Here is a 13,660-nt window from a genome sequence, read left to right as displayed (position 1 = left end):
GGATGACAGCCAGTTGAGCAACATCAAAACACAAAAAAGCTGTCCACCTAGTCAGCAAATACTGACCCGAAGGGGGACAGCCCTCGCACAATTTTTACGTTGATCCGTTCTCATATGCGCGCTCCCAAGACGACAGTATTTGTTGAATCTGGGTGCGCAAAGGTTGGAGCCGCTCATGAGACGACAGTATCTGTCGACTCACACGCCGAATCGTAACATCCGAACGGTAAAACGAACATTTCTGCCGTCTCACGAATCTTCCTACCGTCTCACCGTCTCTCACGCACCTTCCTGCTATCTCACTGCTGTCACACGCACCCCGAATCCGCTCAACTGCATGTTCGTCTAGCATGCTGATCTGCATGTTCGTCTAGCATACTCATACGCATACGAAAGGGGCTGCCCAGTACGCCAGTAACAATGACGGATGGACAGCCCTGTTGATCAAGCTTTAGGACAAGACAAAGGATGCATTCTTCTTCGTATCGAACTTCTTGCCGACGATCGGTGCCAGCTTCTCGAAGTCCTGCAGCAATCTTGCGAATTGATCCGGGAACAGGGATTGCACCCCGTCGCCGGTCATCGAGTTGTCCGGATCGGTATGCATCTCGATGATCAGCCCGTGGGCCCCTGCTGCTACGGAGGCCTTGCTCATCGTCTCGACAAGTTCACGGCGTCCCGTACCATGGCTCGGGTCCACGATCACCGGCAGATGGCTGAGCTGCTGCAAGACCGGCACCGCCGTCAGGTCCAAGGTGTTGCGCGTATATGTCTCGAAGGTGCGGATGCCGCGTTCGCAGAGCATCACATTCGGGTTGCCGCCGGCCAGGATGTATTCGGCCGCGTTCAACAGCTCATCGTAAGTTGCGCTGAAACCGCGCTTGAGCAGCACCGGCTTCTGCGTCGTACCCACCTTGCGGAGCAGATCGAAGTTCTGCATGTTCCGCGTCCCGATCTGTAAGATGTCCGCATATTCCGCGACGATATCGACGTATTCAGGCGTCATCACTTCCGTGATCGTCAGCAGTCCATGCTTCCTGCCTGCCTCGGCCATCATCTCCAGGCCTTCCACGCCGATGCCTTGGAAGCTGTATGGACCCGTACGCGGCTTGAAGGCACCGCCGCGCAGCACTTGCCCGCCGGCAGCCTTCACGAGGCGCGCGATTTCGTCGATCTGTTCCTTATTCTCCACGGCGCATGGACCGCCCATGACGATGAGTTCGTCCCCGCCGATCTTAATCCCCTTCACCTCGATGATCGTGTCATCGGGATGGAAGTCACGACTGGCCAGCTTATAGGACTTCGAGATGCGGACGACATCTTCGATTCCCTTCATCTGTCTCAGCTGCTCCGCCAGCGCGGGCTCAAACTGGCCGATGATGCCGATCACCGTGCGGTCCGTCCCCCTTGATACATGGGCTTGCAGACCATATTGCTCGATGTGATGAACAATCTCTTGAATCCGTTCTTCAGACACATTGTTCGATGTAATTGCGATCATCATGAATCTCTCCATTCTTCAACGCTTGTTCGCTTCAACGCTTATACGCTTCTAAGTGTTAAAGTAACTATAACGCATATTAATTCCTTCGTCAACTGTCTTCTGTACAAAAAATCGCGGAGCCATGCAGGCTCCGCGATTGGCTGCGATTCATCCCCGCGAGCCGGCATGCAGCCGGGTTAATTCGCAGACTTCGTCTTCAGCTTAGGAAGCAGACGATTCATATCCACCGTGCGTTTGATCGGCCATGTAGAAGGATCTTCTGGATCATACTGTTCCAGATAATCGATCACTTCCTTCGTCAGCGGCGTCGGCGTCGAAGCGCCGGAGGTCACACCGACGACCTCTGCCCCCTCCAGCCATTCGCGCTTGATCTCCGTGACATCAGCAACGCGATAGGCAGGCACGCCGGCAATCTCCCGGGCCACCTGCGCCAAGCGATTGGAGTTGTTGCTCCGCGGATCGCCAACGACGATCACGAGATCCGTCTCCTTCGCCTGCTCGGCCACCGCTTCTTGGCGCACCTGCGTGGCAAGGCAGATCTCATTGTGCACTTCGGCTTGCGGATACCTCTCGAGCAAGCGGTTGACGATATGCTTGATATCCCACTGGCTCATCGTCGTCTGGTTGGTGATGACGATCTTCTCCGCGTTGATATTCAGATCTTCGATCTCTTCTTCCCGCTCGATCAGGTGTACATGATCCGGCGCGATGCCCACTGCCCCTTCAGGCTCCGGGTGTCCTTTCTTGCCGATGTAGATGATCTCATACCCATCGGCAACCTTGTCGCGGATCAGATCATGGGTCCTCGTCACATCGGGACACGTCGCATCGACGACGGTAAGCCCCTTCTCCCGTGCCAACCTGCGCACCTCAGGGGATACGCCGTGGGCGGTGAAGATGACCGTGCCCTTGTCTACTTTCTTTAAGATCTCCAGCCGATTCTCCCCGTCGAGGGTGATGATGCCTTCCTTCTCGAAGGCTTCTGTCACATGCCGATTATGCACAATCATCCCCAGGATATATATCGGGCGCGGCAGATCGAAATTCCTCGCCGTCTGCATCGCCAGCATCATCGCGTCAACCACCCCGTAGCAGTAGCCGCGCGGAGTTATCTTAACAACTTTCATAGTCAGCTGCCTCCCTTCTTCTCTAGTTTACTCTTCTTCGGCGAGATTGTCTCGTCCTTTCCATATAGGAAGCCATATGATGAAGGTAGATCCCTGATCTTTGCGCGTATAGACCTCTACGGACCCTTCATGTTCATCGAGAATCCACTTCGCAATCGACAGTCCCAGTCCCGTTCCGCCCACCTTGCCGCGGGAAGGATCAGCCCGATAGAAACGCTCGAAGATCATTGGCACCTCTTCTTTATCCATGCCGATCCCGGTATCGCTGATGCGGATGCCCGCCTGTTCGTCGGTTTTTTGTACCTGCAGGACAACTTCACCCTTCTCGGTGTATTTGAAGGCATTTTCGATGAAGATAAAGAGCAGTTGCTGCAGATAATCCCGATTGCCGCATACGAATACATCATGGAACGGAGACAGATCCTCCGCCCGCCAGGCGACATCTGGACTGCGCGGCAGGAATTGCGCTCGCCGCACGACTTCTTCCACGATCGGCAGCAATGGCAGCGGCACGCGTTCGATCACCTTGCCCGCATCCGCCCTCGCCAGCGACAGCAGATCGTTCACCAGCCGGCTCATGCGTTCCGTCTCCGCAGAGATATCTTCGAAGGCTTCCCGGGAGAGCGTCATCACTTCCTCAGAGATCGGCTGCTCACCGTCCTCTTCGCGCTGCCACATCTTCTCGACGAGTTCGACATTGCCGCGAATCGTCGTCAGCGGCGTGCGCAGTTCATGGGAAGCATCGGAGACGAAGCGGCGCTGTCTGCGGTAGGCCTCTTCCATGCTCTGATAGACATGCTGAATCCGCTCCAGCATGCCGTTGATCGTCTGAATCAATCTCCCGATCTCATCCTGCGGCCCCTTGTAAGGGATGCGCTTGCTGAGGTCCTCGCCGCTCTCGATCTGATTCGCCGCATTGATCACCGCGTCGATCGGCCGCAGCGCCTTCCGTGACAGGAACCAGCCGAAGGAGGAAGAGGCGATGATGATCGCGATCGAGGAAAGGATCAGCACAAATCGCAGTTCTTCCAAGAGGCTGATCATATGTCCGGAGTAAGTCGCTCCCTGCAGCACACCGATCAGCTGATTGCTGTTGTTGTAGATCCCCCGGTTATAGACGATAAATGGAAGCCCGTTGATCTCGGCATTTGTATAGACATAAGGGGACTCGGTAAGCAGATGCTGCAGGATATTCTCCGTGATCACGGGGATCATGACGCCGTCCTCCACGGCATTGGTCGACATGCTGATCCTGCGGTTCGAGATGTTGATCAACTGCAAATAGATATTCTCCGTGAAGAACATATCCTGCGCATCCAGCCGCACATCGATATTCCAACCGCGCAGCGACAGTCTCACCGTATATTCCAAGCGATCATAGACCTTCTCCGTCTGTTCTTGCAAGCTGCTCCGATATTGATGTTGGATCGAGTTGTACATAAGGAAATACAACGTTCCGGAGAATACCGTCATGATCACAGCCAGAACGCCGCCGTACCACAGAGCGAGCTTTAGTCGAATCGGCATCAGTCATCCCCTCTGAGCACATAACCTGCACCGCGCACGGTATGGATCAGTCTTTTCGCTCCGTGTTCTTCTAATTTCTGACGGAGCATCGCGATATAGACTTCCAGCACATTGGATTCCCCGCTGTAATCGTAACCCCATATGCGCTCCATGATGATATCCTTGGCGAGTACCTTGCGCGGATTCATCATGAACAGATGCAGCAGATCGAACTCCCGCGTCGTCAAGTCGATCCTCTGCCCATTCCGGTAGACTTCCCGGGCATCCACATCCATGCGCAGATCATCAAAGGTCAGTTCATGTGATTCATCCGCCTCTTCATAGCGGCGCAGCAAAGCGCGCACCCGTGCCAGCAACTCTTCCAGAGCAAAGGGTTTGACCAGGTAATCATCGGCTCCGATATCCAGTCCCTTCACCCGATCCTTCACCTCATCCTTGGCAGTCAACATGAGGATGGGGACTTTGCAGCCCCCTTCGCGCAATCTGCGGCATACTTCCCAGCCGTCCAGATAGGGCATCATGACATCTAAGATGATCAGATGCGGCTCCCTCTCCATCAGCAGGCGCAGCGCATCCTGTCCATTGTTGGCAATCGTCACCTCGTACCCTTCGAATGTCAGGCTCCGCCGCAGCATCGAGGTGATCTTCTCATCGTCATCGACCACTAAGATATGCTGTCTCATCTTCTTCCCTCCAGTCCGGATCCCCAGTACAGTTCAACAATTGATTCTTCTGACCAGATTCCAAGGCCGGCTCAGCATTTGTTCCATCTGACCAGATCCCAAGCCCGGCTCAGCATTTGTTCCATCTAACCAGAACCCAGTCCAGTTCAGCCATTCATTCGTCTTGTTCGCCGTTTACGTCCTATTATGATCTGTTATGATCATTGTACCTAATCCGTTCTTACACTTAAAGCTCTGCTCTTCTCAGCCCTTCCCTGCACCTGTTCCGCAGATTAGGCAAGTTCAAGTTCCCATGAGAAGCAACCCGCCAAAAAAACACAAGAAGCAGGCGCCTTCCGGCCTGCCTGCTCCTCATCTGAGTCATGGATTGTTCCGGTCACCGATGATCACGCCGAGCTGAATCTCCTTGCCGTCGCGGATCACGGTGATCGTCGTCCTGGCTCCGACGCCGAGCTCAAGGATGTATTCCTTCACCTGCTCGTAGTTCGTTACCTTCTTATCGTCGATCTTGATGATCACGTCCCAGGTCCGGATACCTGCCCGCTCCGCAGGGCTGCCCACTTCCACCTGGGTTACCAAGGCGCCCTCGGTGCTCTCCAGCTTAAGATCCTCAAGCCAGCTCTCCTCGATGTTGGAGATGCCGACGCCGATATACGGTTTCGGGATCGATTGATTGTTCTTGAGCAGATCGATCACGGGCACGAAAGTGCTGGACGGAATCGCAAAGCCGATCCCCTGCGCATCCGTGCTGACCGCCGTGTTGATTCCGACGACTTCACCCTTCAGGTTCAGCAGCGGACCGCCGGAGTTGCCGGAGTTGATCGAGGCATCCGTCTGCAGCAGATCTTCATAGTAACGGACCTGATTGCCTTCAGGGATGCGGATCTGACGGCCTTTGGCGCTGAGCACGCCGACGCTTACCGTATGATCATAGCCCAGCGGGTTGCCGATCGCTGTCACCCATTCCCCGACCCTCAGCTCTGTCGAGTCGCCGATTGGCAGCGTTGGAAAATCCTTCGTTCCTTTGATCTTCAGAACAGCCAGGTCGAGATCAAAGTCCGAACCGAGCAGCTGCGCCTCGAACGGCTCTGTATACCCTTGAACGGTCACATAGATCTTATCCGCACCGCTGACCACGTGTTCATTGGTCAGGATGTAGCCGTCCTTATCGAAGATGAATCCTGTGCCCAAACCGGAGTTGATCATATTATCGCTGTTGTCGGGCTGGATCTGGATGCGGTCTCGGAAGAAATATTCGAAGAAGTCCATATTGCTGCGAATCCGATAGCTGCGGTTCGCATTGACATAGGTCTCGATCAAGACCACCGCCGGACTGGCCTGTTCCACGATATCCGGTATCGACCCCGGCAGTGCCGCCGACGCCGTCGAGTCCGTACGATCCATCGAAACGGTCTGCCCGGTAGGCACATTGTCGCCGCTTGAGCCGTTTGGACCCGATGCGTTGACCTCGCTGCCGGTGAACCAATTATTCACATCCGATGCATAGACCAGTCCCGTCATGATCAAGGCACATGCAACAAAAGCTGCTAAGAAGCCCGTCCACCAGCCCCGGCGGCGCGGCGGCTGTACCTGCCATACTTGATCACGCGGAGCATGGGAAGCGGTGATGCCGCCTGCTGTGACGCGCGGCCCATAGTCATGGGCTGCCGGGGAGATCGCCTCTATAGACTTAGGTTCTGCATATGTGCTGTTCTCTTGACTGCTCACTTGCTCATTGCTTCTCGTTTCCGCCGGCCGATAAGGCCCATAGGCATAGTAATAGGACTGCGGCTGTTCGTGAACCTTCGCTTCCTGTGTGTGCTGGACTTGGTCCTCTGTTCTATCATGATCCTTCTCTTCAGAAGTGCGGAAGAAGTCATCATAGTCTCGATTGCGGCTGCCGTCCATCAAAGATCCCTCCTTAAGATCGGTTCTAGTTATCATCTTAGTCCTTATCATGAATGATTAACCTTAAACCTACCTTAAAACGAGTTAAAAGAGGGCTAAAAAGTGGTATCGCATCCTGTCACCATTCAACTCTAGTCAATCTCTCTACATAGAACGGCGAAAAATAGTAAGATGCCAGAGCTGATGCAGTTGAGACGCTTCAGGCCCAGGCCCATCAGATGCGCTCGATCCGGAAATCGCCGATGAACAGATTCACGGTGAGCTGAATCTTCTTGGGTGCATAATGATAATCCGGGGATTCCTCGCGGTAATTTTTGAGCATGCCGCCTTCCCGCCTGCCGAATACGTTGAACTCCCCGAGGAAAGCGGTCATCACAACACTGGCTTCGACTTCGGGATCTTTGGGCAGCATGACCTTCACATCGCCGATCATCGAGCTCACGGTGATCTTCGTGATGCCGTCGGGAATCTGTGCCCGCGTGAGGTCGATGACGGTATCGCCGATGAAATGATGAACATTCAGCGGCTTCAGCTGCCAGTTTGCTGAACCGATATGGATGTCGCCGAGGAAACTGAAATGGCTCTCCGGCGCTTCCTGTTTGCTGAAGCTGCCTGTGGTTTCCCCGCCCGTATACCCAGCGCCGGCATACCCCGCATCTGCGCCGCGCTCCTCATCCCCCGTCCGCCAATTCTCCTCGGGGATAAAGCTGTGCGGAGCTGCTCCATCACGGCTGCTTTCCTTAGATTCATGCGGTCCGTCGCACTCGCTCAGATCGAAATCGAGAGCATCTTCCGGTTCCGTCTGATCAGACTTCCTGCGGCTCGGCCGCAGAATGATAATCAGACCGATTAAGATCAGCAGGAACGGGATGACATATTGGAAGAAATCAACCACCGACATCTCGATATAATCGATGTTGCGCCCTAAGAAATAGACACCGAGCACCGTCATGATGAGCGGATAGAGATAGCCAAAACCGATGCCCTGTCCCCAGCGATGCTGGAAGATAAGTCCCCTCAGTCCGAAGTAGATGAGGACTAGCGGCCAGTATGTAGCGATGATCTCCCCCAAGTCGAAGATGACAATCCCCTGTTGATTCAAGATAAAGAGCACACCGAGGCCGATTAAGACGAAGCCCCAGAAGATCCGGTTATACACATGAATCCCTCCGACAAGCTGCTAACAGCTGAATATGTACGTTATGCTACTAGTGTATCGGAAGATTGCCGGGATGAACAGAGGAAGGGATGAATTTTGCAGAACCATTCGTAGATACACAAAAGAAGAGGGGCATCGATGCTCCCTCTTCTTGTAGGCCCATCATGCTGACGGCCGCAGGTATTCGGAATCGCGGCCCCATGCATGGCTTTCGGACTGAATTACTTATTGTTCTGCTGCTTCTGACGCGCAGCCGCTTTTGCGTTGGCACCATTTGCTGTTGCATTCGCAGTACCTGCTGTTTCTTCTGCGAACTCAGCGTTGAATTGTTGGTTCGCTTGTTGTTCAGACTGCATATTATTATTTTTGTTGTTCTTAGCCATGTTCGTCTTTCACCTCCCGTCTCGGTTACTCGCATAGTATGAGCGGGAGCGGCTTCTTTTATGCCCTCCGGACCCGCAGCATGCTGTTTCATCACAGAGCTGACGGCGGATCTGATGTTCCGAGCATCGCCTCCAGCCGACGCAGCTTTTCTTCATCCAGATGCCCGTCGCCTTCTTCGATGACGGTCACCTGAACCACCCTTTTACCCCATAATCGATAGATCTCTTCTTTGGTGGGGAAGTACAGATCGATGATATTGCCTTTCACCGCACTGCCGATATCAGCAACCACGCCGTATCCGTAATCCGGGATATAGAGTACAGTGCCGATCGGAAAGAGATTCAGATCCGCTGCGATCGTCGACAGCGTTCCTCTCCTAGCTTTAACTCCTGAGTACGTAATTCCGTATTCAGGATGACCGGGTGATTTGCCCGTCGATTCAACGCCGGCATAATATCCGGTGGCGATCACCTCATATACTGCAGGGGATTGAACAGTGAATGGCTGTTCTTCAGGAGATCTCCCTTCATCAGCAGCCCCCTGTTCCTCTTCGATCTCAGGATTCATCCCCAACTGAAGCTCGGCATCCATCTTACGCTCCATCATATCTTCATGATCTGGATCTAATGAGGATTTTGTCGACGCTTCCAATTGATTCTCAATATTCGTCATGCGGGCCGCCTTCGACCCAACCTCCTCCAGGTTTACGCTGAGCTGTACAGGGTCCTTTCCGGCAAGCAGCAAGAACAGCAGCAAACCTGAGCTTAACCAGGACAATCTTAGGCATGCCCGGAACATTGGTCTTAACATGGGTTTGGATCCCTCCTAAACTCATGCTAAGGGTATCCTATCTTGCCGCTCTTTATTCTGTTCGAAGTGTCTGTTCGACCCGCTCGGACCGCTTTTCCAACTCGTACTATGCCCCTTTACACCGTTCACGCAATAAAACGTCACCACAATAGACAATAATTCCTTGCATGCCACTTATCAGCCCGTTATAATAAAAAATGGAGCCGACAACAGTCGACTCCACTCGGCACAATGGATCGTCTACACAGGCGGCCGGCTTGGTGCTATAGACCGCGCTCCCTTCACCGACGCGGTCTATTTCTTTTGGTTTAACGCTACGGTTATCGCGACAGCCAACGTCAGCAACGCCACGACCAGCGAACCAAAATCGACCATCAAAGCCAAAGCTTCATGAACGCCCATGTTCAGGCCCCCCTTCAAATAATCAGGTAGGCCGAACCGCCGCATGTATGGTCATGTGCCTGTATCAAGATTATACCATGTGCTAAGTTATGGAAAAAGTGTAATATTCCATTTTTATCTCCTATGATCTAGAAAAATAGCCCTGCAGGCATTCTTCGTCTCCTGCAGGGCGTTTCATCTTCCATTTATCGCGTTATTCGATCACTTTGTTATCGATATCCGAGCGAATCTGTGCGATCACTTCATCCAGCGGCTTCGCGCCGAGGTCGCCTTGCCCGCGCTTGCGAACAGATGCCGTGCCGGCCTGACGCTCCTGTTCGCCGACGACCAGCATATACGGGATGCGCTGCATCTGCGCTTCGCGAATCTTATAGCCCAGCTTCTCGTTGCGCAGGTCGGTTTCCGCGCGGATCCCCGCTGCGGCCAGACGATCATGCACCTGCTTCGCATAATCATCGAACTGATTCGAGACCGGGATCACCTTCGCTTGCACCGGCGACAGCCATACCGGCAGAGCTCCTGCGAAGTTCTCCAGCAGGAACGCCGTCATGCGCTCCATCGTGCTGATGATGCCGCGGTGGATGACGACAGGACGATGCTTCTGTCCGTCCTCCCCGACATACTCCAGCCCAAACCGCTCCGGCAGCAGGAAATCAAGCTGCGCCGTGGACAGCGTCTCTTCTTTGCCCAGGGCGGTCTTAATCTGCACGTCCAGCTTCGGTCCGTAGAAGGCCGCCTCTCCCTCTGCTTCGAAGTATGGCAGCCCCATCTCTTCCACCACTTCACGCAGGATGCGCTGCGACATCTCCCACATCTCATCATCCGGATAATATTTCTCCGTATCCTGCGGATCGCGGTAAGACAGGCGGAAACGATAATCCTTGATGCCGAAGTCCTCATAGACCTTCTGGATCAATTCCACAACGCGGGCGAACTCCTCTTTGATCTGATCCGGACGGCAGAAGATATGCGCATCGTTGAGCGTCATCGCCCGCACGCGATGCAGCCCCGTGAGCGCACCGGACATCTCGTAGCGGTGCATCGTTCCCAACTCGGCGATCCGCACCGGCAAGTCGCGGTAGCTGTGCATACGGCTCTTGTAGATCATCATATGGTGCGGGCAGTTCATCGGTCGCAGCACAAGCTCTTCATTGTCCATCTGCATCGTCGGGAACATGTCCTCTTGATAATGATCCCAGTGGCCGGAGATCTTGTACAGCTCCACATTGGCCAGAACCGGGGTATACACGTGCTGATAACCTAAGCGCTCTTCCAGATCGACGATATACCGCTCCAGCGTGCGGCGCAGCTTCGCTCCATTCGGAAGCCAAAGCGGCAGGCCCTGTCCCACCTCTTGCGAGAAGGTGAAGATCTCATGTTCGCGCCCCAGCTTGCGGTGATCGCGCTTCTTCGCTTCCTCCAGCATATGCAGATGCTCATCCAGCTGGGCTTTCTTCGGGAACGCCGTGCCGTAGATACGCTGCAACATCTTGTTCTTCGAATCGCCCCTCCAGTAAGCGCCGGCGACACTAAGCAGTTTGAAGGCCTTGATCTTCCCTGTCGAAGGCACATGGGGTCCGCGGCAGAGATCGAAGAATTCCCCCTGCTCATAGATCGTGATCACCGCATCTTCCGGCAGATCATGGATCAGCTCCAGCTTCAGGTGATCGCCGATATCCTCATAGACACGAATCGCTTCCTCGCGGCTGACGACCTGCCGGCGGATCGGCAGGTTCTCCTGAACGATGCGTTCCATCTCCTTCTCGATGCGCGCCAGATCATCGGGAGTGAGCGAATGATCCATGTCGATGTCATAGTAGAAGCCATCCTCGATGACCGGACCGATGCCCAGTTTGACATTCTTGTCGTGGTACAAGCGTTTGATCGCCTGCGCCATCAGATGCGCGGTGCTGTGCCGCATGATCTCCAAGCCTTCTTGCGTATCATACGTGACGATCTCGATCGCGGCATCGTCTTCCAGCGGCGTATAGAGATCAACTAACTCACCGTTGATCTTGCCTGCCAGCGCATTTTTCTTCAGGCCGGGGCTGATGGAGGCTGTGATCTCCTCGATCGTAACCCCCTTCTCATACTCCCTTACGGCTCCATCGGGAAATGTGATTTTCACCATGTTCCTTCTCCACCTTTATCCTCATGATCATATTATAATAACAAAAAAACGCCAGTCCCAAGGGACGAGCGTTCTCGTGGTTCCACCCTATTTCTAGACACGGTACGGCCCTGCGCCCGCACACCATGTCTACTCTATCATCCATTAACGCGGATGAATCGGTGAACGTTTCTCCTGATCGCAGCCGATCAGCGTCCCCGTTCACAGCTGGGAAGTGGTAAACGTGCCGTGCTAACCGGAGGAAATCTCAGCCGGCGTTTCCTCTCTCTGTTCGGTGCATTCGATCACGTTCATGTCTTCCGTCATCGCTTTATGCGTATGAGCCCTATCGAAATAATCTGTTCATATTATAGATCCGACTCGTCCCGCGGTCAAGGGCGCTTATCCCGGACCAGAGAATTATCGATAAGAATGGTCCTGCCTCTTATAGTCGCCGAGCAAGGGCCGGCACTGCGGACAAGACGTGCATACAGCCGCCCGGTCTTCGAAGATCTGCTGGATCGTGCGGATCACTTGCATATCCGGATTGCGGGTATGGATGTAGACATGCTGCGGGGATACGGTGATCAGTGTGCTGACGATCATATCTTCATAATTGATCTCCTTATCGATCATTTCCACAACGAATTGATCCAGCTGTTTCGTCTCGATCGGTTCCATCTTCTCATTCAAGAGGTCGAATTCATGGGCACCCTTGTGGATCAGATGCGCAGCAGGTATCTTCGCCTCCTGGATATATACGAAATACTTAAGCAAAGAAATAAATTCCTCGTATTGTTTGTCCGCGGTGTATTCATCAATCGCATATTCGACGATTCCCCGCAGATGCTCCGTGTAGCGAAGCAGCCGAAAGCGCACCAGACCTTCCACATTCAACAAATGATTCGCATCCAAATACTCGGCTACTTCTTCAGCGATCTGCTGCTTCCTTCTCTCCAGATCCGCGCTTTGATCCGCTTCCTGCAGCGGATCCGAATTGTGCCAGCAGTACGCCTCGATCTCTGCCAGTTCTTCCGGCTCATCATATCCGTATTCATCCGCAATTAAACTGCGGATCACATCGTGTTCATGGAATTCGGTCACGTACTGGGCGACGGCCTGCGCCACCGCCTTCACGAGCTGTTCGCGGTCCGCCGCTCCAACCCTGATCTCCTGCAGCTGACCGACGGACTTCATGTCCATATCCACAGCAATTTGCTTATGTAACCATCGCTTAAGCTGATCTTGCAGCAGATGTTCGAAGCGGTCTGCAGCCGGCGGCTCCCCGCTGACCTGCACTCGTATATGCTCCATACCCGCCTTCACTTCCCTTCCATATTGATCACTAAGCAATAACATCATCAGACTTGACTTTGATCCAAGGTTTAAACTCGCTTCTAAAATTATATGGCGGGTACAAGGGAGATATACGACGAAACATATGGAAAGGAAGGGATAAGGCTGTGCGATAAGGCGGGCGGCAATACGGCGCCGATCACGTTTTCTCTTCGTAGCTGTTAAGATGCACGAGCCATTCGTCCGCATCATCGCGGATTACCGGCTCGTTATCCCGGAAGGAGCCGTCGATATAGCGGTTTTGGACGATGTTGATCGAACCTTCATTGGCAGCTGCTCTGCCAGCCCCTTTGGAGGCTTTGTTCTTCTTAGCACTCAAGATGACCCCTCCGTTTCATCGCACATGTTTGTCATAGGATGGGGCATCAAGCGTGAAGATTATACGCAGAATATACGCCTTAAAGCTTAAGAAAGCCGCGCAGGACATCATCAGCTTGCTCATGCCTTCCAGATACAGCACCACGACGCCGCAGGTGTCACCGCGCTTGCGCGCCAGATCCAGCAGCGACATAGCGGGATTGCGCAATTGAAAAGCAGGAGGGAAGTACTTTAACAGACGATTCGGTTTAAAAATCTGGACTGCTTGATGCCAAGCATGTCTTGCTTGTCTCATTCCTCGTCCTTTACCGACGCCGAACATGTCACCCCTCCTGCACTGTATGTAATTCATGATATCTTCAGAACCGTACC

Annotated in this window: 13 protein-coding genes; all 13 read right to left on the bottom strand. The window is 53.7% G+C overall.

Annotation, left to right across the window (positions count from 1 at the left end):
* Nucleotides 1-451: 451 nt before the first annotated feature.
* A complete protein-coding gene (aroF, locus tag PRECH8_RS09360) occupies nucleotides 452-1,501 on the bottom strand; it encodes a 3-deoxy-7-phosphoheptulonate synthase (RefSeq protein ID WP_200966839.1) in 1,050 nt (349 codons plus the stop codon).
* A 179-nt stretch (nucleotides 1,502-1,680) separates the two neighbouring features.
* Nucleotides 1,681-2,631 carry a 4-hydroxy-3-methylbut-2-enyl diphosphate reductase gene (locus PRECH8_RS09355; protein WP_200966838.1) on the bottom strand — a complete coding sequence of 317 codons (951 nt, stop codon included), beginning with the start codon at nucleotides 2,629-2,631 and terminating at the stop codon, nucleotides 1,681-1,683.
* Nucleotides 2,632-2,658: 27 nt separating this feature from the next.
* Complete coding sequence (locus PRECH8_RS09350) at nucleotides 2,659-4,158, bottom strand: sensor histidine kinase (RefSeq protein ID WP_200966837.1); 1,500 nt, start codon at nucleotides 4,156-4,158, stop codon at nucleotides 2,659-2,661.
* Complete coding sequence (locus PRECH8_RS09345; RefSeq protein ID WP_200966836.1) at nucleotides 4,158-4,841, bottom strand: response regulator transcription factor; 684 nt, start codon at nucleotides 4,839-4,841, stop codon at nucleotides 4,158-4,160. Before PRECH8_RS09345 ends, PRECH8_RS09350 begins: the two co-directional genes overlap by 1 nt.
* 360 nt (nucleotides 4,842-5,201) lie before the next feature.
* Nucleotides 5,202-6,749, bottom strand: coding sequence for a S1C family serine protease (locus PRECH8_RS09340; RefSeq protein WP_200966835.1), 1,548 nt, complete (start codon nucleotides 6,747-6,749; stop codon nucleotides 5,202-5,204).
* A 214-nt stretch (nucleotides 6,750-6,963) separates the two neighbouring features.
* Nucleotides 6,964-7,908, bottom strand: coding sequence for a cell wall-active antibiotics response protein LiaF (gene liaF, locus PRECH8_RS09335; protein ID WP_200966834.1), 945 nt, complete (start codon nucleotides 7,906-7,908; stop codon nucleotides 6,964-6,966).
* Nucleotides 7,909-8,129: 221 nt separating this feature from the next.
* Nucleotides 8,130-8,291, bottom strand: a complete 162-nt coding sequence (locus tag PRECH8_RS09330; RefSeq protein WP_200966833.1) for a hypothetical protein — start codon at nucleotides 8,289-8,291, stop codon at nucleotides 8,130-8,132.
* A 91-nt stretch (nucleotides 8,292-8,382) separates the two neighbouring features.
* Entirely contained in the window at nucleotides 8,383-9,102 is a 720-nt protein-coding gene (locus PRECH8_RS09325) for a 3D domain-containing protein (RefSeq protein WP_242457515.1), read from the bottom strand.
* Nucleotides 9,103-9,396: 294 nt separating this feature from the next.
* The gene (locus PRECH8_RS14525; RefSeq protein ID WP_242457514.1) at nucleotides 9,397-9,504 is read right to left on the bottom strand and encodes a putative holin-like toxin; all 108 of its coding nucleotides are present in this window, start codon (nucleotides 9,502-9,504) and stop codon (nucleotides 9,397-9,399) included.
* A 193-nt stretch (nucleotides 9,505-9,697) separates the two neighbouring features.
* A complete protein-coding gene (thrS, locus tag PRECH8_RS09320; RefSeq protein ID WP_200966832.1) occupies nucleotides 9,698-11,635 on the bottom strand; it encodes a threonine--tRNA ligase in 1,938 nt (645 codons plus the stop codon).
* Nucleotides 11,636-12,034: 399 nt separating this feature from the next.
* Nucleotides 12,035-12,976 (bottom strand): putative sporulation protein YtxC, encoded by a 942-nt coding sequence (ytxC, locus tag PRECH8_RS09315; RefSeq protein WP_207161788.1) that lies wholly within the window; start codon nucleotides 12,974-12,976, stop codon nucleotides 12,035-12,037.
* Nucleotides 12,977-13,109: 133 nt separating this feature from the next.
* Nucleotides 13,110-13,289 (bottom strand): hypothetical protein, encoded by a 180-nt coding sequence (locus PRECH8_RS09310; protein ID WP_200966830.1) that lies wholly within the window; start codon nucleotides 13,287-13,289, stop codon nucleotides 13,110-13,112.
* A gap of 15 nt (nucleotides 13,290-13,304) precedes the next feature.
* Complete coding sequence (locus PRECH8_RS09305) at nucleotides 13,305-13,610, bottom strand: hypothetical protein (protein ID WP_200966829.1); 306 nt, start codon at nucleotides 13,608-13,610, stop codon at nucleotides 13,305-13,307.
* Nucleotides 13,611-13,660: the final 50 nt, after the last annotated feature.

The organism is Insulibacter thermoxylanivorax (assembly GCF_015472005.1).
GTDB classification, from domain to species: domain Bacteria; phylum Bacillota; class Bacilli; order Paenibacillales; family DA-C8; genus Insulibacter; species Insulibacter thermoxylanivorax.
This window is presented reverse-complemented; position numbering and strand designations above follow the sequence as displayed.

Bases quoted from the DNA above. Each gene is read 5' to 3' on its own strand.
- aroF (WP_200966839.1), bottom strand. From the start codon at position 1,501: ATGATCGCAATTACATCGAACAATGTGTCTGAAGAACGGATTCAAGAG.
- PRECH8_RS09355 (WP_200966838.1), bottom strand. From the start codon at position 2,631: ATGAAAGTTGTTAAGATAACTCCGCGCGGCTACTGCTACGGGGTGGTT.
- PRECH8_RS09350 (WP_200966837.1), bottom strand. From the start codon at position 4,158: ATGCCGATTCGACTAAAGCTCGCTCTGTGGTACGGCGGCGTTCTGGCT.
- PRECH8_RS09345 (WP_200966836.1), bottom strand. From the start codon at position 4,841: ATGAGACAGCATATCTTAGTGGTCGATGACGATGAGAAGATCACCTCG.
- PRECH8_RS09340 (WP_200966835.1), bottom strand. From the start codon at position 6,749: ATGGACGGCAGCCGCAATCGAGACTATGATGACTTCTTCCGCACTTCT.
- PRECH8_RS09330 (WP_200966833.1), bottom strand. From the start codon at position 8,291: ATGGCTAAGAACAACAAAAATAATAATATGCAGTCTGAACAACAAGCG.
- PRECH8_RS09325 (WP_242457515.1), bottom strand. From the start codon at position 9,102: ATGTTAAGACCAATGTTCCGGGCATGCCTAAGATTGTCCTGGTTAAGC.
- PRECH8_RS14525 (WP_242457514.1), bottom strand. From the start codon at position 9,504: ATGGGCGTTCATGAAGCTTTGGCTTTGATGGTCGATTTTGGTTCGCTG.
- thrS (WP_200966832.1), bottom strand. From the start codon at position 11,635: ATGGTGAAAATCACATTTCCCGATGGAGCCGTAAGGGAGTATGAGAAG.
- ytxC (WP_207161788.1), bottom strand. From the start codon at position 12,976: ATGATGTTATTGCTTAGTGATCAATATGGAAGGGAAGTGAAGGCGGGT.
- PRECH8_RS09305 (WP_200966829.1), bottom strand. From the start codon at position 13,610: ATGTTCGGCGTCGGTAAAGGACGAGGAATGAGACAAGCAAGACATGCT.